At 58.4% G+C, this 23,486-nt stretch carries 18 protein-coding genes, 2 rRNA genes and 1 pseudogene; 12 read left to right on the top strand and 9 right to left on the bottom strand.

Annotated elements, in window-relative coordinates; all coding sequences use genetic code 11:
• Nucleotides 1-72 precede the first annotated feature (72 nt).
• The 11 genes from nuoC to nuoN all read left to right on the top strand — a co-directional run bounded on the left by nuoC (nt 73) and on the right by nuoN (nt 13,854).
• Nucleotides 73-1,854 carry an NADH-quinone oxidoreductase subunit C/D gene (nuoC, locus tag AC0IXS_RS25355; RefSeq protein WP_057411199.1) on the top strand — a complete coding sequence of 594 codons (1,782 nt, stop codon included), beginning with the start codon at nt 73-75 and terminating at the stop codon, nt 1,852-1,854.
• A gap of 2 nt (nt 1,855-1,856) precedes the next feature.
• Nucleotides 1,857-2,354 carry an NADH-quinone oxidoreductase subunit NuoE gene (nuoE, locus tag AC0IXS_RS25350; RefSeq protein ID WP_004884646.1) on the top strand — a complete coding sequence of 166 codons (498 nt, stop codon included), beginning with the start codon at nt 1,857-1,859 and terminating at the stop codon, nt 2,352-2,354.
• Nucleotides 2,351-3,709: an NADH-quinone oxidoreductase subunit NuoF gene (gene nuoF, locus AC0IXS_RS25345; protein ID WP_004884644.1), complete on the top strand. Its 1,359-nt coding sequence runs from the start codon at nt 2,351-2,353 to the stop codon at nt 3,707-3,709. The genes nuoE and nuoF overlap by 4 nt, the downstream gene beginning before the upstream one ends.
• 139 nt (nt 3,710-3,848) lie before the next feature.
• Nucleotides 3,849-6,566 (top strand): NADH-quinone oxidoreductase subunit NuoG, encoded by a 2,718-nt coding sequence (gene nuoG / locus AC0IXS_RS25340; protein ID WP_004884643.1) that lies wholly within the window; start codon nt 3,849-3,851, stop codon nt 6,564-6,566.
• Entirely contained in the window at nt 6,563-7,570 is a 1,008-nt protein-coding gene (nuoH, locus tag AC0IXS_RS25335; protein ID WP_004884642.1) for an NADH-quinone oxidoreductase subunit NuoH, read from the top strand. Before nuoG ends, nuoH begins: the two co-directional genes overlap by 4 nt.
• Before the next feature lie 11 nt (nt 7,571-7,581).
• A complete protein-coding gene (gene nuoI / locus AC0IXS_RS25330; RefSeq protein ID WP_004884641.1) occupies nt 7,582-8,130 on the top strand; it encodes an NADH-quinone oxidoreductase subunit NuoI in 549 nt (182 codons plus the stop codon).
• Between the two features lie 10 nt (nt 8,131-8,140).
• Complete coding sequence (gene nuoJ / locus AC0IXS_RS25325) at nt 8,141-8,650, top strand: NADH-quinone oxidoreductase subunit J (protein ID WP_004884640.1); 510 nt, start codon at nt 8,141-8,143, stop codon at nt 8,648-8,650.
• A complete protein-coding gene (gene nuoK / locus AC0IXS_RS25320; RefSeq protein ID WP_002554020.1) occupies nt 8,647-8,955 on the top strand; it encodes an NADH-quinone oxidoreductase subunit NuoK in 309 nt (102 codons plus the stop codon). The genes nuoJ and nuoK overlap by 4 nt, the downstream gene beginning before the upstream one ends.
• Nucleotides 8,952-10,805, top strand: coding sequence for an NADH-quinone oxidoreductase subunit L (gene nuoL / locus AC0IXS_RS25315; protein WP_471825997.1), 1,854 nt, complete (start codon nt 8,952-8,954; stop codon nt 10,803-10,805). The genes nuoK and nuoL overlap by 4 nt, the downstream gene beginning before the upstream one ends.
• Before the next feature lie 39 nt (nt 10,806-10,844).
• On the top strand, nt 10,845-12,377 hold the full coding sequence (nuoM, locus tag AC0IXS_RS25310; protein WP_004884638.1) for an NADH-quinone oxidoreductase subunit M: 1,533 nt from the start codon (nt 10,845-10,847) through the stop codon (nt 12,375-12,377).
• A 7-nt stretch (nt 12,378-12,384) separates the two neighbouring features.
• Entirely contained in the window at nt 12,385-13,854 is a 1,470-nt protein-coding gene (gene nuoN / locus AC0IXS_RS25305; RefSeq protein ID WP_004884637.1) for an NADH-quinone oxidoreductase subunit NuoN, read from the top strand.
• Nucleotides 13,855-13,911: 57 nt separating this feature from the next.
• On the opposite strand, the gene AC0IXS_RS25300 is transcribed toward nuoN, so the two are convergent.
• The 7 genes and pseudogenes from AC0IXS_RS25300 to AC0IXS_RS25270 form a co-directional block, all read right to left on the bottom strand.
• Nucleotides 13,912-14,976: an AI-2E family transporter gene (locus tag AC0IXS_RS25300; RefSeq protein ID WP_122411401.1), complete on the bottom strand. Its 1,065-nt coding sequence runs from the start codon at nt 14,974-14,976 to the stop codon at nt 13,912-13,914.
• A gap of 95 nt (nt 14,977-15,071) precedes the next feature.
• Nucleotides 15,072-15,827, bottom strand: coding sequence for a methyl-accepting chemotaxis protein (locus AC0IXS_RS25295; protein ID WP_424481793.1), 756 nt, complete (start codon nt 15,825-15,827; stop codon nt 15,072-15,074).
• A 102-nt stretch (nt 15,828-15,929) separates the two neighbouring features.
• Nucleotides 15,930-16,661: pseudogene (locus AC0IXS_RS25290) on the bottom strand (cache domain-containing protein); the annotation flags it as partial.
• A 204-nt stretch (nt 16,662-16,865) separates the two neighbouring features.
• The gene (locus AC0IXS_RS25285; protein WP_025993057.1) at nt 16,866-18,188 is read right to left on the bottom strand and encodes a sensor histidine kinase; all 1,323 of its coding nucleotides are present in this window, start codon (nt 18,186-18,188) and stop codon (nt 16,866-16,868) included.
• Complete coding sequence (locus AC0IXS_RS25280) at nt 18,185-18,853, bottom strand: response regulator transcription factor (protein ID WP_057411193.1); 669 nt, start codon at nt 18,851-18,853, stop codon at nt 18,185-18,187. The genes AC0IXS_RS25285 and AC0IXS_RS25280 overlap by 4 nt, the downstream gene beginning before the upstream one ends.
• Entirely contained in the window at nt 18,853-19,158 is a 306-nt protein-coding gene (locus AC0IXS_RS25275) for a PepSY domain-containing protein (protein ID WP_004884624.1), read from the bottom strand. Before AC0IXS_RS25275 ends, AC0IXS_RS25280 begins: the two co-directional genes overlap by 1 nt.
• On the bottom strand, nt 19,158-19,466 hold the full coding sequence (locus AC0IXS_RS25270) for a PepSY domain-containing protein (protein ID WP_057411192.1): 309 nt from the start codon (nt 19,464-19,466) through the stop codon (nt 19,158-19,160). The genes AC0IXS_RS25275 and AC0IXS_RS25270 overlap by 1 nt, the downstream gene beginning before the upstream one ends.
• A gap of 216 nt (nt 19,467-19,682) precedes the next feature.
• Between AC0IXS_RS25270 and queD the strand changes: the two genes are divergently transcribed.
• Nucleotides 19,683-20,039: a 6-carboxytetrahydropterin synthase QueD gene (gene queD, locus AC0IXS_RS25265; RefSeq protein WP_004884620.1), complete on the top strand. Its 357-nt coding sequence runs from the start codon at nt 19,683-19,685 to the stop codon at nt 20,037-20,039.
• A 121-nt stretch (nt 20,040-20,160) separates the two neighbouring features.
• Here queD and rrf read toward each other — a convergent pair.
• Nucleotides 20,161-20,276: ribosomal RNA gene (rrf, locus tag AC0IXS_RS25260) — 5S ribosomal RNA — on the bottom strand.
• Between the two features lie 151 nt (nt 20,277-20,427).
• A 23S ribosomal RNA gene (locus AC0IXS_RS25255) occupies nt 20,428-23,320 on the bottom strand.
• Nucleotides 23,321-23,486 lie beyond the last annotated feature (166 nt).

Below are 23,486 nucleotides of genomic sequence, written 5' to 3'. Positions count from 1 at the left end.
CAGCCCGTTCTTCTTATAAAAAAGACAGGAACCGGGGTTGATTCTGTACGTTGACCGAAGTGATTGAGACCTATGACTGCAGACAACGCTCTGTACATCCCGCCTTACAAGGCTGACGACCAAGACGTCGTCGTTGAACTGAACAACCGTTTTGGCACCGAGGCCTTCACGGCCCAGACGACTCGCACCGGCATGCCTGTGCTGTGGGTCGAGCGCGCCCGACTGGTGGAAATCCTGACGTTCCTGCGTCAGGTGTCCAAGCCCTATTCCATGCTCTACGACCTGCATGGCGTGGACGAGCGCCTGCGCACTCACCGCCGCGGACTGCCGGGCGCCGACTTCACTGTGTTCTATCACCTGATGTCGATAGAACGTAACAGCGACGTCATGCTCAAGGTAGCGCTGTCGGAAGGCGACCTGAGCGTGCCGACCGTCACCGGTATCTGGCCAAACGCCAACTGGTACGAGCGTGAAGTGTGGGACATGTTCGGGATCGATTTCCCGGGCCACCCGCACCTGACCCGCATCATGATGCCGCCGACCTGGGAAGGCCATCCGCTGCGCAAGGACTTCCCCGCGCGTGCGACCGAATTCGATCCCTACAGCCTGACGCTGGCCAAACAGCAACTGGAAGAAGAAGCAGCGCGCTTCAATCCGGAAGCCTGGGGCATGAAGCGTTCCGGCAAGAACGAGGACTACATGTTCCTCAACCTGGGCCCGAACCACCCGTCGGCCCACGGTGCGTTCCGTATCATCCTGCAGCTGGACGGCGAAGAAATCGTCGACTGCGTCCCGGACATCGGCTATCACCACCGTGGTGCCGAGAAGATGGGCGAACGCCAGTCCTGGCACAGCTACATCCCTTACACCGACCGCATCGATTACCTCGGCGGGGTGATGAACAACCTGCCGTACGTGCTTTCGGTCGAGAAACTGGCCGGCATCACCGTGCCTGATCGCGTCAACGTGATTCGTATCATGATGGCCGAGTTCTTCCGTATCACCAGCCACTTGCTGTTCCTGGGTACCTATATCCAGGACGTGGGCGCGATGACCCCGGTGTTCTTCACCTTCACCGACCGTCAGAAGGCATACACGGTGATCGAAGCCATTACCGGTTTCCGTCTGCACCCGGCCTGGTATCGCATCGGCGGTGTTGCACACGACCTGCCACGCGGCTGGGAAAAGCTGGTCAAGGACTTCGTGGACTGGCTGCCAAAGCGCCTCGACGAATACACCAAGGCGGCATTGCAGAACAGCATCCTCAAGGGCCGTACCGTTGGCGTCGCTGCCTACAACACCAAAGAAGCGCTGGACTGGGGCGTTACCGGCCCAAGCCTGCGTGCCACCGGCCTGGACTTCGACCTGCGCAAGGCTCGTCCTTATTCGGGCTACGAGAACTTCGAGTTCGAAGTCCCGCTGGCAGTCCATGGTGATGCCTACGACCGTTGCATGGTGCGCGTGGAAGAAATGCGCCAGAGCATCAAGATCATCGACCAGTGCATGCGCAACATGCCGGCCGGCCCGTACAAGGCGGATCACCCGCTGACCACGCCGCCGCCCAAAGAGCGCACCCTGCAGCACATCGAAACCCTGATCACGCACTTCCTGCAGGTTTCGTGGGGCCCGGTCATGCCGGCCAACGAATCCTTCCAGATGATCGAAGCGACCAAGGGTATCAACAGTTATTACCTGACGAGCGACGGCGGCACCATGAGCTACCGTACCCGGATCCGCACCCCAAGCTTCCCGCACCTGCAGCAGATCCCTTCGGTGATCAAAGGCAGCATGGTCGCGGACTTGATCGCGTACCTGGGTAGTATCGATTTCGTTATGGCCGACGTGGACCGCTAAGCATGAACAGCCCGCTTATCCAGACAGACCGTTTCGCGCTGAGCGAAACAGAGCGCTCGGCCATCGAGCACGAAATGCATCACTACGAGGACCCGCGCGCGGCGTCCATCGAAGCCCTGAAGATCGTTCAGAAGGAACGTGGCTGGGTGCCGGACGGTGCGATCTACGCCATTGGCGATCTGCTGGGCATTCCTGCCAGCGACGTCGAAGGCGTGGCCACTTTCTACAGCCAGATTTTCCGTCAGCCGGTCGGACGCCACATCATTCGTGTCTGCAACAGCATGGTGTGCTTCATCGGCGGCCACGAGTCAGTGGTCGACGAGATCAAGACTTCGCTCGGTATCGGCCTGGGTCAAACCACCGAAGACGGCCGTTTCACCCTGCTGCCCGTCTGCTGCCTGGGCAACTGCGACAAGGCCCCGGCCGTGATGGTCGATGACGATACTTTCGGTGACGTACAGCCTGCTGGCGTTGCCAAGATGCTGGAGGGTTACCTATGACCATCACGTCCTTCGGCCCTGCGAACCGCATTGCGCGCACCGCAGAAACTCACCCGTTGACCTGGCGTCTGCGCGATGACGGCGAACCCGTATGGCTTGACGAGTACCAGACCAAGGATGGCTACGCGGCAGCGCGCAAGGCGCTGCTGCAGCAGTCAGCCGACGAAATCGTCCAGTCCGTCAAGGACTCCGGCCTCAAGGGTCGCGGCGGCGCAGGCTTCCCCACCGGCGTGAAGTGGGGCCTGATGCCCAAAGACGAATCCATGAACATCCGCTACCTGCTGTGCAACGCGGACGAAATGGAGCCCAACACCTGGAAGGACCGCATGCTGATGGAGCAACTGCCCCATCTGCTGGTCGAGGGGATGTTGATCAGCGCCAAGGCCTTGAAAGCCTATCGCGGTTACATCTTCCTGCGTGGCGAATACGTCACCGCAGCCAAGCACCTGAACCGCGCCGTGGCCGAAGCCAAGGCAGCGGGTCTGCTGGGCAAGAACATTCTGGGCACGGGCTTTGATTTCGAACTGTTCGTGCACACCGGCGCCGGTCGCTACATCTGTGGTGAAGAAACTGCACTGATCAACTCCCTGGAAGGCCGTCGCGCCAACCCGCGTTCCAAGCCGCCCTTCCCCGCTGCCGTGGGTGTCTGGGGCAAGCCGACCTGCGTGAACAACGTTGAAACCCTGTGCAACGTGCCGGCCATCGTCAACAACGGTAACGACTGGTACAAATCGCTAGCCCGCGAAGGCAGCGAAGACCATGGCACCAAGCTGATGGGCTTCTCCGGCAAGGTCAAGAACCCTGGCCTGTGGGAGCTGCCATTCGGCGTACAGGCCCGCGAGCTGTTCGAAGACTATGCCGGTGGCATGCGCGACGGCTTCAAGCTCAAGTGCTGGCAGCCAGGCGGCGCCGGTACCGGTTTCCTGCTGCCTGAACATCTGGATGCCCAGATGTACGCCGGTGGCATTGCCAAGGTTGGTACGCGGATGGGTACCGGTCTGGCCATGGCAGTCGATGACTCGGTGAACATGGTTTCGCTGCTGCGCAACATGGAAGAGTTTTTCGCTCAGGAATCCTGCGGGTTCTGTACGCCATGCCGCGACGGTCTGCCATGGAGCGTGAAGATGCTGCGTGCGATCGAGAACGGTCAGGGCCAGCCGGGCGATATCGAAACCCTGCTGGGTCTGGTCAATTTCCTCGGCCCTGGCAAGACCTTCTGTGCACACGCACCAGGAGCCGTCGAACCGCTGGGCAGTGCGATCAAATACTTCCGTTCCGAGTTCGAAGCCGGTATCGCACCCGCACGACCTGACACGCTGACACCCGGCAAAAGTCCGACCATGGTCGGCGCATAACAAGACACACCGGACGGCGGACTTTTCAAGGCCGCCGTCCTCGTACCTGCTGACGCCCTGACGGGCTGAACGCTGCAGGTACTACCGAGATTCCATTAGCCACGCCTGCTGACAACGGGCCAACGAAGATCTTTGAACCATGGCTACTATCCACGTAGACGGCAAAGCCCTCGAAGTCGATGGCGCAGACAACCTGTTACAGGCTTGCCTGTCGCTGGGCCTCGATATTCCCTATTTCTGCTGGCACCCTGCCCTGGGCAGCGTTGGCGCCTGTCGCCAATGTGCGGTCAAGCAGTACACCGACGAGAACGACACGCGTGGTCGTATCGTGATGTCCTGCATGACGCCAGCCACCGACAACACCTGGATTTCCATCGAAGACGATGAATCCAAGGCGTTCCGCGCCAGTGTCGTCGAATGGCTGATGACCAACCATCCGCACGACTGCCCGGTCTGCGAAGAAGGCGGTCACTGCCACCTGCAAGACATGACGGTGATGACGGGCCACAACGAGCGCCGTTATCGCTTCACCAAACGCACCCACCAGAATCAGGAGCTGGGGCCGTTCATCGCGCACGAGATGAACCGCTGCATCGCCTGCTATCGCTGCGTCCGTTTCTACAAGGACTACGCGGGCGGCACGGATCTGGGGGTTTACGGCGCGCATGACAACGTCTACTTCGGTCGCGTTGAAGACGGCACGCTGGAAAGTGAATTCTCCGGCAACCTCACCGAGGTCTGCCCGACCGGTGTTTTCACCGACAAGACCCACTCCGAGCGCTACAACCGCAAGTGGGACATGCAGTTCTCGCCAAGCATCTGCCATGGCTGCTCCAGCGGTTGCAACATCAGCCCGGGCGAGCGTTATGGCGAACTGCGCCGCATCGAGAACCGCTACAACGGCTCCGTGAACCAGTATTTCCTGTGCGACCGTGGCCGCTTCGGCTATGGCTACGTCAACCGCAAGGATCGTCCTCGCCAGCCACTGCTCGCCAACGGTCAGGTCAAACTGAGCCTGGACGAAGCACTGGACAAGGCAGCCGATCTGCTGCGCGGGCGCAACATCGTGGGCATCGGCTCGCCACGCGCCAGCCTGGAAAGCAACCATGCCCTGCGCGAACTGGTGGGTGCCGAGCACTACTACAGCGGCATCGAGGCCGGTGAGCTGGAGCGTATCCGTCTGATCCTCAAGGTGCTGAACGACAGCCCGCTGCCGGTTCCTACCCTACGGGACATCGAAGATCACGACGCCATCTTCGTCCTGGGCGAAGACCTGACCCAGACCGCTGCCCGTATGGCACTGGGTCTGCGTCAGGCCGTCAAGGGCAAGGCCGAAGACATGGCTGCCGCCATGAAAGTCCAGCCATGGCTCGACGCTGCCGTGAAGAACATTGGTCAGCACGAGCTGAACCCGCTGTTTATCGCCAGCCTGGCTGAAACCCGTCTGGACGATGTGGCCGAAGAGTGTGTGCATGCTGCGCCGGATGATCTTGCCCGTATCGGTTTCGCTGTTGCCCACGCACTGGATGCCAGCGCGCCGGCCGTCGAAGGCCTGGACAGCGAAGCACTGGAACTGGCACAACGCATTGCCGACGCCCTGCTCGCTGCCAAGCGTCCACTGATCATTTCCGGCAGCTCGCTGGGTTCGACCGCACTGATCGAAGCCGCCGCGAACATCGCCAAGGCCTTGAAGCTGCGCGACAAGCAAGGCTCCATCAGCCTGATCGTGCCGGAAGCCAACAGCATGGGTCTGGCCATGTTCGGCGGTGAGTCGGTTGACGCTGCGCTGCAAGCCGTTATCTCCGGCAAGGCCGATGCGATCGTGGTGCTGGAAAACGACCTTTATCGCCGCGTCGATGCCTCGCTGGTTGACGCTGCACTGAGCGCCGCGAAAGTGGTGATCGTTGCCGATCATCAGAAAACGCCGACTTCCGATCGTGCCCATCTGGTTCTGCCCGCTGCCAGCTTCGCCGAAGGCGACGGGACGCTGGTCAGCCAGGAAGGCCGCGCCCAGCGCTTCTTCCAGGTGTTCGATCCAACCTACCTGGATGCCAGCATCATGATCCATGAGGGCTGGCGCTGGCTGCATGCACTGCGTGCGACCCTGCTCAACAAGCCGGTGGACTGGACACAACTCGACCATGTCACCGAAGCCTGCGCCAGCAGCTCTCCGCAACTGGCCGGTATCGTCAATGCCGCACCGTCAGCTTCGTTCCGCATCAAAGGCCTGAAACTGGCTCGCGAGCCCCTGCGTTACAGCGGTCGTACGTCCATGCGCGCCAACATCAGCGTTCATGAACCGCGTACTTCGCAAGACAAGGACACCGCGTTTGCCTTCTCCATGGAAGGTTATTCGGGTTCTGCCGAGCCGCGCCAGCAAGTGCCGTTCGCCTGGTCTCCGGGCTGGAACTCGCCACAGGCCTGGAACAAGTTCCAGGACGAAGTCGGCGGTCATCTGCGTGCTGGCGACCCGGGCACACGCCTGATCGAAAGCAAGGGCGATGGTCTGTCCTGGTTCGCCAGCGTTCCTCGTGCTTTTGCACCAGAGCGTGGCACCTGGCAGGTTGTGCCGTTCTTCCACCTGTTCGGCAGCGACGAAACCTCGTCCCTGGCCGCACCGGTTCAAGAGCGCATTCCACAGGCCTACGTGGCACTGGCCAAGTCGGAAGCGGATCGTCTGGGCGTCAACGAAGGTGCGCTGATCTCGCTCAATGTCGCGGGTCAGACTCTGAAGTTGCCGCTGCGCATCAACGAAGAACTCGGCGCCGGCCTGGTTGCACTGCCGGCAGGTCTGCCGGGCATTCCTCCGGCAGTGTTCGGCAAATCCGTTGACGGTCTGCAGGAGGCAGCGCAATGACCTGGTTCACCCCTGAAGTGATTGACGCAATCATCGCGGTCGTCAAGGCCATCGTGGTGTTGCTGGCCGTCGTTGTCTGCGGTGCGTTGCTCAGTTTCGTGGAACGTCGCCTGCTGGGCTGGTGGCAGGACCGTTACGGTCCGAACCGCGTCGGCCCGTTCGGCATGTTCCAGATCGCTGCCGACATGCTGAAAATGTTCTTCAAGGAAGACTGGACGCCACCGTTTGCCGACAAGGTGATCTTCACCCTGGCACCGGTCGTGGCCATGAGCGCCCTGCTGATCGCGTTCGCCGTGATCCCGATCACCCCCACCTGGGGCGTGGCGGATCTGAACATCGGCCTGCTGTTCTTCTTCGCCATGGCCGGTCTCTCGGTCTATGCAGTGCTGTTCGCTGGCTGGTCGAGCAATAACAAGTTCGCCCTGCTGGGCAGCTTGCGTGCCTCGGCGCAGACCGTGTCCTATGAAGTGTTCATGGGCCTGGCGCTGATGGGCATCGTGGTACAGGTCGGCTCGTTCAACATGCGCGACATCGTCGAATATCAGGCGCAGAACCTGTGGTTCATCATTCCGCAGTTCTTCGGCTTCTGTACGTTTTTCATCGCAGGCGTGGCAGTGACTCACCGTCACCCATTCGACCAGCCGGAAGCCGAGCAGGAACTGGCCGACGGTTACCACATCGAATATGCCGGCATGAAATGGGGCATGTTCTTCGTTGGCGAATACATCGGCATCATTCTGATCTCGGCGTTGCTGGTGACCCTGTTCTTCGGCGGCTGGCACGGCCCGTTCGATATCCTGCCATCGCTGGCCTTCTTCTGGTTCGCCTTGAAAACCGCGTTCTTCATCATGCTGTTCATTCTGTTGCGCGCTTCCATTCCGCGCCCACGTTATGACCAGGTCATGGACTTCAGCTGGAAATTCTGTCTGCCGCTGACCCTGATCAATTTGCTGGTGACTGCTGCGATTGTGTTGTTGAACACACCGGCAGGCTCGGTTCAGTGAGGATTTGACCCATGTTCAAATATATTGGCGACATCGTTAAGGGTACTGGTACCCAACTGCGCAGCCTGGTGATGGTGTTCGGTCACGGCTTCCGCAAACGCGACACCCTGCAATACCCCGAGGAGCAGGTTTACCTGCCGCCCCGCTACCGTGGCCGGATCGTCCTGACGCGCGACCCCGATGGTGAAGAGCGCTGCGTGGCCTGTAACCTGTGCGCCGTGGCCTGCCCGGTGGGCTGCATTTCGTTGCAGAAGGCGGAGAAAGAGGATGGCCGCTGGTATCCGGACTTCTTCCGCATCAACTTCTCACGCTGCATTTTCTGCGGTCTGTGTGAAGAAGCCTGCCCGACCACCGCAATCCAGCTTACGCCGGACTTCGAGATGGCCGACTTCAAACGTCAGGATCTGGTGTACGAGAAGGAAGATCTGCTGATCTCCGGCCCCGGCAAGAACCCCGACTACAACTTCTACCGCGTTGCAGGTATGGCCGTCGCTGGCAAGCCTAAAGGCTCCGCGCAGAATGAAGCCGAGCCGATCAACGTCAAGAGCTTGCTGCCTTAAGGAAGTAAAGATGGAATTCGCTTTCTATTTCGCATCCGGTATCGCTGTCGTGTCCACCCTGCGGGTGATCACGAACACGAATCCGGTGCACGCCCTGCTCTACCTGATCATTTCGCTGATCGCCGTCGCCATGACGTTCTTCAGTCTTGGCGCACCGTTCGCCGGTGTTCTGGAAGTCATCGCCTACGCTGGCGCGATCATGGTGCTGTTCGTGTTCGTGGTCATGATGCTCAACCTTGGCCCGGCCTCGGTCGAGCAGGAACGTACCTGGCTGAAACCGGGTATCTGGCTCGGCCCCGTCATCCTCGGCGTGCTGTTGCTGGCGGAGCTGCTGTATGTGCTGTTCGCCAACCAGACCGGCGCTGCCATCGGTCACACCACGGTCGACGCCAAGGCGGTCGGTATCAGCCTGTTCGGGCCTTATCTGCTCGTCGTGGAACTTGCCTCGATGCTGCTGCTTGCAGCTGCAGTCACGGCATTCCACCTGGGCCGCAACGAGGCGAAGGAGCCAAGCCAATGAATGCTATCCCTCTGGAACACGGCCTGGCGGTTGCCGGTGTCCTGTTCTGCCTCGGCCTGGTCGGCCTGATGGTGCGACGCAACATTCTCTTCGTGTTGATGAGCCTCGAGATCATGATGAACGCCTCCGCTCTGGCGTTCGTCGTTGCCGGCAGCCGCTGGGCGCAGCCGGATGGACAGGTCATGTTCATCCTGGTGATCAGCCTTGCAGCCGCCGAGGCCAGTATTGGCCTGGCGATCCTGATGCAACTGTATCGCCGCTTCCACACGCTCGATATCGACGCTGCCAGTGAGATGCGCGGATGAATCTTCTCTTTCTGACTTTTGTATTTCCCCTCATCGGTTTCCTGCTGCTGTCGTTTTCACGCGGTCGCATTTCGGAAAACCTGGCAGCGCTGATCGGCGTGGGCTCCATCGGGCTCTCGGCCATCGTTGCGGTCTGGGTCATCTGGCAGTTCAACGTCGCGCCGCCGGAAGGTGGTCACTACACCCAGGTGCTGTGGCGCTGGATGGATGTGGATGGCTTCCAGCCCAACTTCGCGCTGTATCTGGACGGCCTGTCCGTCACGATGCTGGGTGTAGTGGTTGGCGTAGGCTTTCTGATCCACCTGTTCGCGTCCTGGTACATGCGCGGTGAAGCGGGCTACTCGCGCTTCTTCTCCTACACCAACCTGTTCATTGCCAGCATGTTGTTCCTGATCCTGGGCGACAACCTGCTGTTCATCTACTTCGGTTGGGAAGGCGTAGGCCTGTGCAGCTACCTGTTGATCGGTTTCTATTACAGCAACCGCAACAACGGCAACGCAGCCCTCAAGGCGTTCATCGTGACCCGCATCGGCGACGTGTTCATGGCCATCGGCCTGTTCATCCTGTTCCAGCAACTGGGTACGCTGAACGTTCAGGAGCTGCTGGTAAGGGCGCCGGAGCACTTCAAGGTCGGCGACTTCTGGATCGTACTGGCGACGCTGATGCTGCTCGGTGGTGCTGTCGGTAAGTCCGCACAGCTGCCACTGCAGACCTGGCTGGCGGACGCGATGGCCGGTCCTACCCCGGTTTCGGCACTGATCCACGCCGCAACCATGGTAACGGCCGGTGTCTACCTGATCGCCCGTACCCACGGCCTCTTTGCTCTGGCTCCGGACATTCTGCATCTGGTGGGCATCGTCGGTGGCGTCACACTGGTACTGGCGGGTTTCGCAGCGCTGGTGCAGACCGACATCAAACGTATCCTCGCCTACTCGACCATGAGCCAGATCGGCTACATGTTCCTGGCGCTGGGCGTCGGCGCATGGGAAGGCGCGATCTTCCACCTGATGACGCACGCGTTCTTCAAGGCGCTGCTGTTCCTCGCATCGGGTGCCGTGATCGTTGCCTGCCACCACGAGCAAAACATCTTCAAGATGGGCGGCCTGTGGAAGAAACTGCCACTGGCCTACGCCAGCTTCATCGTCGGTGGTGCCGCTCTGTCTGCCCTGCCGCTGCTGACCGCTGGTTTCTACTCCAAGGACGAAATCCTCTGGGAAGCGTTCGCCAGCGGTAACAACGGTCTGTTGTACGCCGGTCTGGTCGGTGCGTTCATGACCTCGCTGTACACCTTCCGCCTGATCTTCATCGCGTTCCATGGTGAAGCCAAGACCGAAGCACACGCGGGTCACGGCATCGCTCACTGGCTGCCACTGTCGGTGCTGATCGTGCTGTCGACCTTCATCGGCGCGCTCATCACGCCCCCGCTGGCCGGTGTACTGCCGCAAAGCGTCGGTCATGCCGGTGGCGAAGCCAAGCACAGCCTGGAAATTGCCTCGGGTGCCATCGCACTGGCGGGCATCCTGCTGGCGGCACTGCTGTTCCTCGGCAAGCGTCGTCTGGTGACGGCCATTGCCAACAGCGGCCCGGGCCGTTTCCTGTCAGCCTGGTGGTTCGCCGCTTGGGGCTTCGACTGGATCTACGACAAGCTCTTCGTCAAACCTTATCTGGCGATCAGTCATCTGCTGCGTAGCGATCCGTTCGACCGCACCATCGGCTTGATCCCACGTCTGGTCAAAGGCGGTCATGACACCATGAGCCGTACCGAGACCGGCCAGCTGCGTTGGTATGCTGCCTCGATTGCCGTGGGTGCCGTTCTGGTACTCGGTGCCGTCATTCTGGTTGCGGTCTGACATGAACCTTGCGAATTTGCGAAAGGAATTGAGCCCGTCATGATTCTGCCTTGGCTAATCCTGATCCCCTTTATCGGCGGCCTGCTGTGCTGGCTGGGTGAGCGCTTCGGCCCTACCCTGCCGCGCTGGATCGCGCTGCTGACCATGACCCTCGAACTGGCCCTGGGCCTCTGGCTCTGGGCCACCGGCAACTTCGGCTACGCGCCTGTGCCCGGTGCGGATCCGACCTGGACCCTGGAATTCCACCAGCCGTGGATCACCCGTTTCGGCATCGACGTACACTTGGCGCTTGATGGCCTGTCGTTGCTGATGATTCTGCTGACCGGCCTGCTTGGCGTGCTGTCGGTGCTCTGCTCCTGGAAAGAGATTCAGCGCAAGGTGGGCTTCTTCCACCTGAACCTGATGTGGATCCTGGGCGGTGTGGTTGGCGTGTTCCTCGCCATCGACCTGTTCATGTTCTTCTTCTTCTGGGAAATGATGCTGGTGCCGATGTACTTCCTCATCGCGCTCTGGGGTCACAGCTCGGCAGACGGCAAGAAGACCCGTATTTACGCTGCGACCAAGTTCTTCATCTTCACTCAGGCCAGCGGTCTGATCATGCTGGTGGCGATTCTGGGTCTGGTGCTGGTGCACTTCAATCAGACCGGCGTGATCACCTTCGCCTACGCCGACCTGCTGAAAACCAAACTGGCACCGGGTACCGAGTACATTCTGATGCTGGGCTTCTTCATCGCTTTCGCGGTGAAGCTGCCGGTCGTGCCGTTCCATTCCTGGCTGCCGGATGCACACGCCCAGGCGCCGACAGCGGGTTCCGTCGATCTGGCGGGCATCCTGCTGAAGACCGCTGCCTACGGCCTGCTGCGTTTCGCGCTGCCTCTGTTCCCGAATGCCTCGGCAGAGTTCGCGCCGATCGCAATGACGCTCGGTCTGGTCGGCATCTTCTACGGTGCCTTCCTGGCTTTTGCACAGACCGACATCAAGCGTCTGATCGCGTTTTCCAGCGTCTCGCACATGGGTTTCGTACTGATCGGCATCTACTCCGGTAGCCAGCAGGCTCTGCAAGGCGTCGTCGTACAGATGCTGGCGCATGGTCTGTCGGCCGCTGCACTGTTTATCCTCAGTGGTCAGTTGTACGAGCGCCTGCACACGCGTGACATGCGCGAGATGGGTGGCCTCTGGTCGCGCATCGCCTACCTGCCGGCCATCAGCCTGTTCTTTGCAGCCGCCTCCCTGGGTCTGCCGGGCACCGGTAACTTCGTCGGTGAGTTCCTGATCCTGCTGGGCAGTTTTGTCAGCTCGCCATGGGTCACGGCCATTGCCACCTCCGGTCTGGTATTCGGTTCTGTCTACTCGCTGATCATGATCCACCGCGCCTATTTCGGCCCGTCCAAATCGGACGAGATTCTCAAGGGCATGGATGGACGGGAAATGATCATGGTGCTGGGCCTTGCCGTGTTGCTGATCGTGCTCGGGGTCTTCCCGCAGCCGATCCTCGACACCTCGGCAGCGACCATGCACGGCGTGCAGCAATGGCTAGGCACTGCCTTCACTCAACTCGCTTCGGCCCGGTAAGAGCGCTATGGACCTGACGATTCAACACTTTATTGCGCTTGCGCCGCTGCTGATTACCAGTCTCACCATCGTTGTGGTGATGCTGGCAATCGCGTGGCGCCGCAATCACTCGCAAACCTTTCTGCTTTCGGTAGCGGGTCTGAACCTGGCCCTGCTTTCCATTTACCCGGCCCTGAAAGTCGCCCCGCTGGCGGTCACACCGCTGCTGCAGATCGACAACTTCGCCTGCCTGTACATGGCGATCATCCTCGCCTCTACCCTGGCCTGCGTCACCATGGCACACGCCTATCTGGGCGACGCCAAGGTCGGGTATCCGGGCAACCGCGAAGAACTCTACCTGCTGATCCTGCTGGCAGCCGCTGGCGGTCTGGTTCTGGTGAGCGCTCAGCATCTGGCTGGCCTGTTCATCGGTCTGGAGCTGTTGTCGGTGCCGGTCTACGGTCTGGTGGCCTATGCCTTCTTCAACAAGCGCTCGCTGGAAGGCGGCATCAAGTACATGGTGCTGTCGGCTGCGGGTTCGGCCTTCCTGCTGTTCGGTATGGCGTTGCTGTACGCAGAAGCAGGCTCGCTGAGCTTTGAAGGTATCGGCAAGGCCATCGCTGCGACCGGCATGCCGAGCCCGATTGCCAGCCTGGGTCTGGCGATGATGCTGGTCGGCCTGGCATTCAAGCTGTCGCTCGTGCCCTTCCACCTCTGGACGCCAGACGTCTACGAAGGTGCTCCGGCTCCGGTTGCTGCGTTCCTGGCCACCGCCAGCAAGGTCGCGGTGTTCGCCGTACTGGTGCGCCTGTTCCAGATCTCGCCGGCCGCGAGCAGTGGCGTGCTGCAGGACGTGCTGGCAGTCATCGCAGTGGCTTCGATTCTGGTCGGTAACCTGCTGGCACTGACTCAGACCAACCTCAAACGTCTGCTGGGTTACTCCTCCATCGCGCACTTCGGTTACCTGATGATCGCCTTGGTTGCCAGCAAAGGCATGGCGGTCGAAGCCATCGGTGTTTATCTGGCGACCTATGTGCTGACCTCCCTGGGCAGCTTCGGTGTGATCACCATGATGTCGTCGCCTTACAGCGGTCGTGATGCCGATGCGATGTTCGAATACCGTGGTCTGTTCTGGCGTCGTCCGTACCTGACTGCTGTCATGACCCTGATGCTGCTGTCGCTGGCGGGTATTCCACTGACGGCTGGCTTCATCGGCAAGTTCTACATGATCGCGACGGGTGTCGAGTCCCAGCTGTGGTGGCTGGTTGGTGCACTGGTACTGGGCAGCGCCATCGGCCTGTTCTACTACCTGCGCGTCATGGTCACGATGTACCTGGTCGATGCCAAGCTGCCGCGTCACGACGCAGCCTTCAACTGGGCGCAGCGCACCGGTGGCGTCATGCTGCTGGCCGTGGCGATCCTGACCTTCGTGCTGGGTGTCTATCCGCAACCGTTGCTGGATCTGGTGGTCAACGCAGGCATTCACATGCCGGGCTGATTGCCTGAACATAAAAAACCCTGCTATCGAGCAGGGTTTTTTTCGCCTTCAATAAACCTAGCCCGGCAATCGAACCGGTTTCTTCGCACCGCTGAACAGGCCCCAGGTGGAGATGAACAGCGCTGCAATCAATGGACCGATCACAAAGCCATTCAGACCGAATACCGACATCCCGCCCAGCGTAGAGATCAGAATCAGATAGTCCGGCATCTTGGTGTCCTTGCCGACCAGAATCGGACGCAGCACGTTGTCTACCAGGCCAATGACAAACACGCCGAAAAGACCCAGTACAACGCCCTGCCAGATCATGCCACTGAGCAGGAAGTACAACGCAACAGGCGCCCAGACGATCCCCGCCCCCACCGCTGGCAGCAAAGACAAAAAGGCCATGATGACGGCCCAGAGCAAAGCGCTCGGGATATCCAGCGCCCAGAAGATGAACCCGCCCAGCGCGCCCTGCGTCACCGCCACGACCACGTTGCCTTTGACCGTTGCACGCACGACACGGGTGAATTTGAGCTGCAGACGACGCTTCTGCTGCTCGGCCAGCGGAACCGCGTTGCGCATCTTGCGAACCAGTTCGTGGCCGTCGCGCAGAAAGAAGTAGAGCAGGTAGAGCATGATGAAAAAACTCACCACGAAATCGAAGGTTCCCTGCCCGAAACTGAAGGCCTGAGTCGCCAGATACTGGCTGCCCTGCATAGCGCCTTTGGCGATCTTGTCACGCAGTCCCTCAAGGTCGCCCATGCCAAGCCGGTCAAGCAACGCCTGCAGCGAGTGCGGCAACAGGGTCTTGAACTCAGCCAGATAGCCCGCGATATCCAGTTGCCCGGTCTCGACGTTTTTATAGAGCGTGGTGCCTTCCTGAACCAGCAACGCACTGATGATGATCACCGGCAGAATCGCGATGACCAGACAGATCATCAGCGTGCACAGGGATGTCAGGTTGCGTGACCAGCCAAATCGAAGCAACAGCCTGCGCTGAAGCGGCGCAAAGATGATGCCGAGGATAACGGCCCAGAATACCGCGCCGTAGAACGGCAGCAGAATCCAGACGAAGGCGATGGTCACCCCCACCAGTAGCAGAAGTAGTGTCTTGTATTGCTGTACGGTTTCGTTCATGTCCAGTCCATGTCAGTAGACCGCGCATTGCGCGCGGTCTAGCTGTTAGTCAGCGGACAAACGTACGAGTGCCATGGGAAACGATGACGGCCGGGTCAAACCCGAAATTGGCCAACCAGTCCACCCAGACGTGAACCCAGTTCAGCAAGACTGCGCGACGTCTGCGCACTTTGCCGGGTTTCGTCCGCCACGCTTTCGACCGCTCCGGCGATCTGGTGGACACTGCGATTGATTTCTTCCGCCACGGCCGTCTGCTCTTCAGCCGCGCTGGCGATTTGAGCGTTCATCGAATTGATGGTCGCAATCAGCTCGCCGATGGTGCCCAGCGATAGCCCGGCCTCGTTAGCCTGGGTCGACGTCCCGTCACCCGCTTCGCTGGAGCGGCGCATGGCCGAGACGGCTTCTTGTGTACCGAGCTGCAGACGGTCGATCATCCCCTGGATTTCCTGCGTGCTCTGCTGAGTACGGCTGGCAAGCGCTCGCACCTCGTCTGCGACTACGGCAAAGCCACGACCGGCTTCCCCTGCCCTTGCAGCTTCGATGGCGGCATTGAGGGCCAGCAGGTTGGTCTGCTCGGCAATCGAGCGAATCACACCGAGCACACTGACAATCGAGGAAACGTCCTGCTGCAGGCTGTCCAGCGATGTACCGCTCTTGCGGATGTCGTCCACCAGTGCATGAATCTGCCGGATGCTGCCATCGACGACACGCTTGGCGGTGCGCCCCTGCTCATCGGTCTGCTGAGCGGCCACCGAAGCACCCTGCGCGCTCTTGGCGACCTCTTGTGCGGCGGCTGACATCTCGTTGATGGCGGTGGCCACTTGATCGGTCTCGTGGCGCTGACGCTCCATTGCGCTTTCTGAACGCTGCGCCTGCGACGACACTTCACTCACCAGCCCATTCAACTGCCCGGTCATTTCAGTGACCTGCCGAACCATCCCATGGATCTTGTCCACGAAACGGTTGAAAGACGTAGCAAGCTCACCCAGCTCATCATTGCTGGTCACCGCCAGACGACGTGTCAGGTCACCTTCACCTGCGGCGATGTCATCAAGGTTGTCCTTCATCAGGCGCAACGGACGCAACAACGTGCCGGTCAGCAGCATGCCGGCGACACTGATGACCACCAGGACCAGCAACGTAATGCCGAGGATGCTGTAGAGCATCTCCTGCAAGCGTGCTTCAACGTTCTGCCTGACGACGGCAACCTGAGCATCGATGCCGTCCAGATTGACCGCAGAGCCTACCACCAGATCCCATTTGGGCAGGTACTCGGTGTAACCGATCTTGGGCACTGGTTCGGTCTTGCCGGGCAGCGCCGAGGAATACATCACGTAATGGGTCCCCGCCTTGCCGACGGCAACCAGTTCGCGATTGAGGTAGACCCCATTCGGATCGCGCACGTCATTGAAGCTCTTGCCCAGACCGTCGGGATTGGTACTTCTGAAAATACGGATGACCTGGGAGTCGTAACCGAAGAGATAGCCATCCTTGCCGTAAGAGACTGCGGAGAGCAGCTTGATAGCCGTAGCCCTCGCGGTTTCGTCACCGGGAGCGGACGCCTCGTAAAGGGGTTTGATGGCAGTCATTGCAATAGCGACGTAGTTTTGCAGGGTGCTCTTGGCCTCGGAGAGCAGGCGCTCTCGCGTGTCGCTGACTTCTCGGTCAGCCTGCTGGTGCAACATGAACACGGTGGTCGCACTGATCACCAGCCCGAACATCAGAACCGGCAGTATCGCCAGTGACAGCACCTTGGCTTTCAGACTAAGACGCATAGGATTGGCCTTATGGTTATTTTTATAAAGTCAGGTATACCCCTCTGTTATCGGCGGCAGTGTCTGAACATTAAGACCTGTCCTGATTTTCTGTCAGGCTGAGCTGAAGACGCTTCAGGGGGCGGTTCGCTCGGGAAGATCAATCTGTACCCGCAGTCCATGCAGTGGGCTATCGAGCAACTGCAGCTGGCCACCCCAGGCTTCCACGATGTCACGAACAATACCCAGACCGAGACCGTGTCCGGTAATCTGCTCATCCAGACGTGCGCCCCGGCTGAACACCTCTGCGCGTCGAGACTCCGGAATACCGGGACCATCGTCGTCAATCAATAAGCGAAAGCCCTGATCCTGACGCAGGATGTCCAGTTGCACCTCGCTGTCTGCCCACTTGCAGGCGTTATCCAGCAGATTGCCCAGCAACTCGAGAATGTCTTCCCGGTCCCAGGGCAAGTACATGCCGCCTTGCACCTTGTTGACCAGATCCAGATGACCGCCGTGGATCATGCCTAGCGTGGAGAAAAGTCCGGGCAACTCGGCGTCGCAATCAAAGCGCGCGCCAGGCAGCGCGTCACCGGAAAGCCGGGCGCGGTTGAGCTCGCGTTCCAGACGCAGTCGAATGTTTTCAAGCTGTTCCTGAAGAGTCTTGCGCAGCGCCGGGTTGTGGTCGAGTTGATTACTCAACGCAAGACTGAGCAGCACCGCCAAAGGGGTCTTGAGCGCATGCCCCAGGTTACCCAGCGCATTGCGCGAGCGTTTGAGGCTATCTTCGGTGTGGGCGAGCAGATGGTTGATCTGGGCAACCAGCGGCTCAAGCTCCAGCGGCACATGTTCGTCCAGCTGTGAGCGCTGACCTTGCTGAAGTTGCGAAATCTGTTCACGAACGGTTTCCAGCGGCCTTAACGCTCTGAAGACAGTTACACGCTGCAGCACCAGAACCAGTATCAATGCGGCAAGCCCCAGACCCAGACCGATCTGCTGCATTCGGCGGAAACTGGCTTTGACCGGTGTGTAATCCTGAGCCACGGTGATCGAGATCTTCTTGCCGAACTTTCGGTATTCCGCGGTCAGCATCAGCAACGACTGACCTGTCTGGCCCAGTTCAAAGTTGGCATGCAAACCGACAGGGCCCGACTCGGGCAATTCGAAATCCCACAGCGAACGAGACCGCCAGTGGCCTTGCGGCAGATCCATACGGAAGTAGTGTCCGGACAGTGGACGCTGATAGGCACCTGAAAGACGATGATCATCCAGTTGCAGACCCGCCGGTCCGCGAACCAGCGCGACGAGCAGGTTCTCGCTTTCGTTACGCAGACCCGATTCCAGATAGCGCTGCAGGCCCAGTTCGAAGAGCCAGAGGCTGGTCTGCGCCATGACCAGTCCCACGACGACCATGACGGCAATCAGGCCCAGGCTCAACCGCCGCTGTATGGACTTCAACCGCCTGCCCCACCATATACATAACCCTGCCCACGTCGCGTTTCGATCACGCCTCGTCCCAGTTTGCGACGCAGGTGGTTGACGTGCACCTCGATCACATTGGAATCACGCTCGTTTTCACCATCGTACAAGTGCTCGGAAAGATGGCTTTTGGAGAGGATCTGCTCGGGATGCAGCATGAAGTAGCGCAGCAAACGAAACTCGGCCGACGTGAGCTGGATATCAGCACCACCAAGCGATACGGATTGCCGCCCCTCGTCCAGCTTCAGGCCTGCCGCTTCCAGCGTGGGCTGGTTGGCCAGCCCGTGAGAGCGGCGCAACAGTGCCTGAATGCGCAACTGAAGTTCTTCAGGATGGAAGGGCTTGGTCAGGTAGTCATCTGCGCCGGCTTTAAGCCCTTCGATGCGCTCGGACCAGGAGCCGCGAGCAGTGAGTATGAGCACCGGAATGGCAAGTCCACCGCTTCGCCATTGCTCAAGTACCTCAAGGCCGGGCATGCCGGGCAAACCCAGATCAAGAACGATGAGATCATAAGGCTCGCTGGCCCCCTGATAGACCGCATCACGCCCATCAGCCAACCAGTCAACCGCGTAGCCTTGCCGCCCGAGTGCGGCGATGAGCTCATCCGCCAGAGGCACGTGGTCTTCAACCAGTAACAGCCGCATCAATCTTCCTCGTCTTTCAGCAGTCGGCTATCGCGAGCATCGAACTTCAGCTCACGAACAACGCCCTGCGGGGTCAGCAATTCGAATTCGTACACGTATACATCATGCTTTTCTTCAAGCTCGGCCTCGAGCAGCTTGGAGCCCGGGTGAAGACCCAATGCATGCTCGATGAACTGCTCAAGAGGCAAGATGACGCCCTGCTGTCTCAGCCTCAGGGCTTCATCCTGATTCAGATCTCTGGCATACGCAAAGGAACAAACCAGGCTCAGACCAAGGATTGCGCAGAGAGGCTTGTCGACATTCATTAATTATCCTGATGATTCCGGAAGACGTAACCTGTGACGGCATCTATTTCGACGTCCCACTCAACGTTTTTAGCGTCCAGCAGCTCGACTTTGTAAACATACCTGCCGTACTGGTTCTTAAGCTCTGTGTCGATGATCCTGGCGCCTGGATGCGTGGACAGTGCCTGGGCATCAAGGTGTTCGTAAGGCTGAAGCGTCCCCGCACTGCTCAGTCGCAAGACCTCGTCGGGATCAATGTTGCGTGCGTGGATCATACAGGCAGTCATTGAAAGCGCTAAGGCAGTCAAGAGTGTGATCGGCATTTTCATTATTGGAAGGCTCCATGGCGGCCGATGCTTTTATGGCAACCATCATAACGCCGGGAACTTAATTCAAACTGAACAACTATGGCTAGGAGCCATCACCTTGAGGCGTTCAAACCGCCCTTCCCTCTCCACGATCATGGAGTTTCAAACCATTGCTGTTAAACTCGCGTACTGCATTTGTCGCATAAGCGATCGCCATTTTCCTAGAGCTAATACATTTTGGAAATCTTTAAAGAGTTTACATTTGAGTCAGCCCACCGCCTCCCACACGTACCGGAAGGCCACAAGTGTGGACGCTTGCATGGGCATTCCTTTCGCGTGGGCATTCACCTGGCAGGCAAGGTAGATCCGCACACGGGATGGATACGGGACTTCTCTGAAATCAAGGCGATCTTCAAGCCTTTGTACGAGCGCCTCGATCACAACTACCTCAACGACATCCCAGGCCTTGAGAATCCGACCAGCGAGAATCTGGCGAAATGGATCTGGAATGAACTGAAACCTCTTCTACCTGAACTCTCGGCGGTTCGTATTCACGAAACCTGCACGAGCGGGTGTGAGTACCGCGGAGAGTGATATCAAAACCACCTTGAACAGGTGGTTTTTTTTGCCCTGAATATAGAGGCGTCAGAGATATTTTCAGCGCCAAAAGACAAAACCCCTCACCGCGTAAGCGATGAGGGGTTCTGGAATTTAATCTTGACGATGACCTACTCTCACATGGGGAAACCCCACACTACCATCGGCGATGCATCGTTTCACTGCTGAGTTCGGGATGGGATCAGGTGGTTCCAATGCTCTATGGTCGTCAAGAAATTCGGGTACCGAAGCGTGCCGGATGGCGCGCTTCAGCAAAATGGGTATGTGATAAAGGTGTTGTTTGTGACGCAAACTTTCGGTTCGTGTCGTCTTCACAGCCACCGCAATCTGTGCTCAATCGAGTCGCAGATTGCTTGGGTGTTATATGGTCAAGCCTCACGGGCAATTAGTATTGGTTAGCTCAACGCCTCACAGCGCTTACACACCCAACCTATCAACGTCGTAGTCTTCGACGGCCCTTCAGGGAACTCAAGGTTCCAGTGAGATCTCATCTTGAGGCAAGTTTCCCGCTTAGATGCTTTCAGCGGTTATCTTTTCCGAACATAGCTACCCGGCAATGCCACTGGCGTGACAACCGGAACACCAGAGGTTCGTCCACTCCGGTCCTCTCGTACTAGGAGCAGCCCCTCTCAAATCTCAAACGTCCACGGCAGATAGGGACCGAACTGTCTCACGACGTTCTAAACCCAGCTCGCGTACCACTTTAAATGGCGAACAGCCATACCCTTGGGACCGGCTTCAGCCCCAGGATGTGATGAGCCGACATCGAGGTGCCAAACACCGCCGTCGATATGAACTCTTGGGCGGTATCAGCCTGTTATCCCCGGAGTACCTTTTATCCGTTGAGCGATGGCCCTTCCATACAGAACCACCGGATCACTAAGACCTACTTTCGTACCTGCTCGACGTGTCTGTCTCGCAGTCAAGCGCGCTTTTGCCTTTATACTCTACGACCGATTTCCGACCGGTCTGAGCGCACCTTCGTACTCCTCCGTTACTCTTTAGGAGGAGACCGCCCCAGTCAAACTACCCACCATACACTGTCCTCGATCCGGATAACGGACCTGAGTTAGAACCTCAAAGTTGCCAGGGTGGTATTTCAAGGTTGGCTCCACGCAGACTGGCGTCCACGCTTCAAAGCCTCCCACCTATCCTACACAAGCAAATTCAAAGTCCAGTGCAAAGCTATAGTAAAGGTTCACGGGGTCTTTCCGTCTAGCCGCGGATACACTGCATCTTCACAGCGATTTCAATTTCACTGAGTCTCGGGTGGAGACAGCGCCGCCATCGTTACGCCATTCGTGCAGGTCGGAACTTACCCGACAAGGAATTTCGCTACCTTAGGACCGTTATAGTTACGGCCGCCGTTTACCGGGGCTTCGATCAAGAGCTTCGCTTGCGCTAACCCCATCAATTAACCTTCCGGCACCGGGCAGGCGTCACACCCTATACGTCCACTTTCGTGTTTGCAGAGTGCTGTGTTTTTAATAAACAGTCGCAGCGGCCTGGTATCTTCGACCGGCGTGGGCTTACGCAGTAAATGCTTCACCCTCACCGGCGCACCTTCTCCCGAAGTTACGGTGCCATTTTGCCTAGTTCCTTCACCCGAGTTCTCTCAAGCGCCTTGGTATTCTCTACCCAACCACCTGTGTCGGTTTGGGGTACGGTTCCTGGTTACCTGAAGCTTAGAAGCTTTTCTTGGAAGCATGGCATCAACCACTTCGTGTTCCAAAGGAACACTCGTCATCAGCTCTCGGCCTTGAGACCCCGGATTTACCTAAGATCTCAGCCTACCACCTTAAACCTGGACAACCAACGCCAGGCTGGCCTAGCCTTCTCCGTCCCTCCATCGCAATAACCAGAAGTACAGGAATATTAACCTGTTTTCCATCGACTACGCTTTTCAGCCTCGCCTTAGGGACCGACTAACCCTGCGTCGATTAACGTTGCGCAGGAAACCTTGGTCTTTCGGCGTGGGTGTTTTTCACACCCATTGTCGTTACTCATGTCAGCATTCGCACTTCTGATACCTCCAGCAAGCTTCTCAACTCACCTTCACAGGCTTACAGAACGCTCCTCTACCGCATCACCAAAGGTGATACCCGTAGCTTCGGTGCATGGTTTGAGCCCCGTTACATCTTCCGCGCAGGCCGACTCGACTAGTGAGCTATTACGCTTTCTTTAAAGGGTGGCTGCTTCTAAGCCAACCTCCTAGCTGTCTAAGCCTTCCCACATCGTTTCCCACTTAACCATGACTTTGGGACCTTAGCTGACGGTCTGGGTTGTTTCCCTTTTCACGACGGACGTTAGCACCCGCCGTGTGTCTCCCATGCTCGGCACTTGTAGGTATTCGGAGTTTGCATCGGTTTGGTAAGTCGGGATGACCCCCTAGCCGAAACAGTGCTCTACCCCCTACAGTGATACATGAGGCGCTACCTAAATAGCTTTCGAGGAGAACCAGCTATCTCCGAGCTTGATTAGCCTTTCACTCCGATCCACAGGTCATCCGCTAACTTTTCAACGGTAGTCGGTTCGGTCCTCCAGTCAGTGTTACCTAACCTTCAACCTGCCCATGGATAGATCGCCCGGTTTCGGGTCTATTCCCAGCGACTAGACGCCCTATTAAGACTCGCTTTCGCTACGCCTCCCCTATTCGGTTAAGCTTGCCACTGAAAATAAGTCGCTGACCCATTATACAAAAGGTACGCAGTCACCCAACAAAGTGGGCTCCCACTGCTTGTACGCATACGGTTTCAGGATCTATTTCACTCCGCTCTCCGCGGTTCTTTTCGCCTTTCCCTCACGGTACTGGTTCACTATCGGTCAGTCAGTAGTATTTAGCCTTGGAGGATGGTCCCCCCATATTCAGACAAGGTTTCTCGTGCCCCGTCCTACTCGATTTCATTGCAAAGAGACTTTCGCGTACAGGGCTATCACCCACTATGGCCGCACTTTCCAGAGCGTTCCGCTACTCTCAATCCAACTTAAGGGCTGGTCCCCGTTCGCTCGCCACTACTAAGGGAATCTCGGTTGATTTCTTTTCCTCAGGGTACTTAGATGTTTCAGTTCCCCTGGTTCGCTCCATACACCTATGTATTCAGTGTAAGGTAACTGTCTTATGACAGCTGGGTTCCCCCATTCAGACATCTCCGGATCACAGTCTGTTTGCCGACTCCCCGAAGCTTTTCGCAGGCTACCACGTCTTTCATCGCCTCTGACTGCCAAGGCATCCACCGTATGCGCTTCTTCACTTGACCATATAACCCCAAGCAATCTGGTTATACTGTGAAGACGACATTCGCCGAAAGTTTGTTCTCACAAACTTTACCTTAGCCTGTTCACCACCAGTGAAAGTGGTCAACAGTCTATTTCTTTCTATCACATACCCAAATTTTTAAAGAACGATCTAATCAAAGACTAGAA

Source organism: Pseudomonas sp. AC016 (assembly GCF_979253365.1).
This window is presented reverse-complemented; position numbering and strand designations above follow the sequence as displayed.

Bases quoted from the DNA above. Each gene is read 5' to 3' on its own strand.
- nuoI (WP_004884641.1), top strand. From the start codon at position 7,582: ATGTTCAAATATATTGGCGACATCGTTAAGGGTACTGGTACCCAACTG.
- nuoG (WP_004884643.1), top strand. From the start codon at position 3,849: ATGGCTACTATCCACGTAGACGGCAAAGCCCTCGAAGTCGATGGCGCA.
- AC0IXS_RS25280 (WP_057411193.1), bottom strand. From the start codon at position 18,853: ATGCGGCTGTTACTGGTTGAAGACCACGTGCCTCTGGCGGATGAGCTC.
- nuoC (WP_057411199.1), top strand. From the start codon at position 73: ATGACTGCAGACAACGCTCTGTACATCCCGCCTTACAAGGCTGACGAC.
- nuoJ (WP_004884640.1), top strand. From the start codon at position 8,141: ATGGAATTCGCTTTCTATTTCGCATCCGGTATCGCTGTCGTGTCCACC.
- nuoL (WP_471825997.1), top strand. From the start codon at position 8,952: ATGAATCTTCTCTTTCTGACTTTTGTATTTCCCCTCATCGGTTTCCTG.
- nuoE (WP_004884646.1), top strand. From the start codon at position 1,857: ATGAACAGCCCGCTTATCCAGACAGACCGTTTCGCGCTGAGCGAAACA.
- nuoM (WP_004884638.1), top strand. From the start codon at position 10,845: ATGATTCTGCCTTGGCTAATCCTGATCCCCTTTATCGGCGGCCTGCTG.
- AC0IXS_RS25275 (WP_004884624.1), bottom strand. From the start codon at position 19,158: ATGAATGTCGACAAGCCTCTCTGCGCAATCCTTGGTCTGAGCCTGGTT.
- nuoF (WP_004884644.1), top strand. From the start codon at position 2,351: ATGACCATCACGTCCTTCGGCCCTGCGAACCGCATTGCGCGCACCGCA.
- nuoN (WP_004884637.1), top strand. From the start codon at position 12,385: ATGGACCTGACGATTCAACACTTTATTGCGCTTGCGCCGCTGCTGATT.
- nuoH (WP_004884642.1), top strand. From the start codon at position 6,563: ATGACCTGGTTCACCCCTGAAGTGATTGACGCAATCATCGCGGTCGTC.
- nuoK (WP_002554020.1), top strand. From the start codon at position 8,647: ATGAATGCTATCCCTCTGGAACACGGCCTGGCGGTTGCCGGTGTCCTG.
- AC0IXS_RS25270 (WP_057411192.1), bottom strand. From the start codon at position 19,466: ATGAAAATGCCGATCACACTCTTGACTGCCTTAGCGCTTTCAATGACT.
- AC0IXS_RS25295 (WP_424481793.1), bottom strand. From the start codon at position 15,827: ATGGAGCGTCAGCGCCACGAGACCGATCAAGTGGCCACCGCCATCAAC.
- AC0IXS_RS25300 (WP_122411401.1), bottom strand. From the start codon at position 14,976: ATGAACGAAACCGTACAGCAATACAAGACACTACTTCTGCTACTGGTG.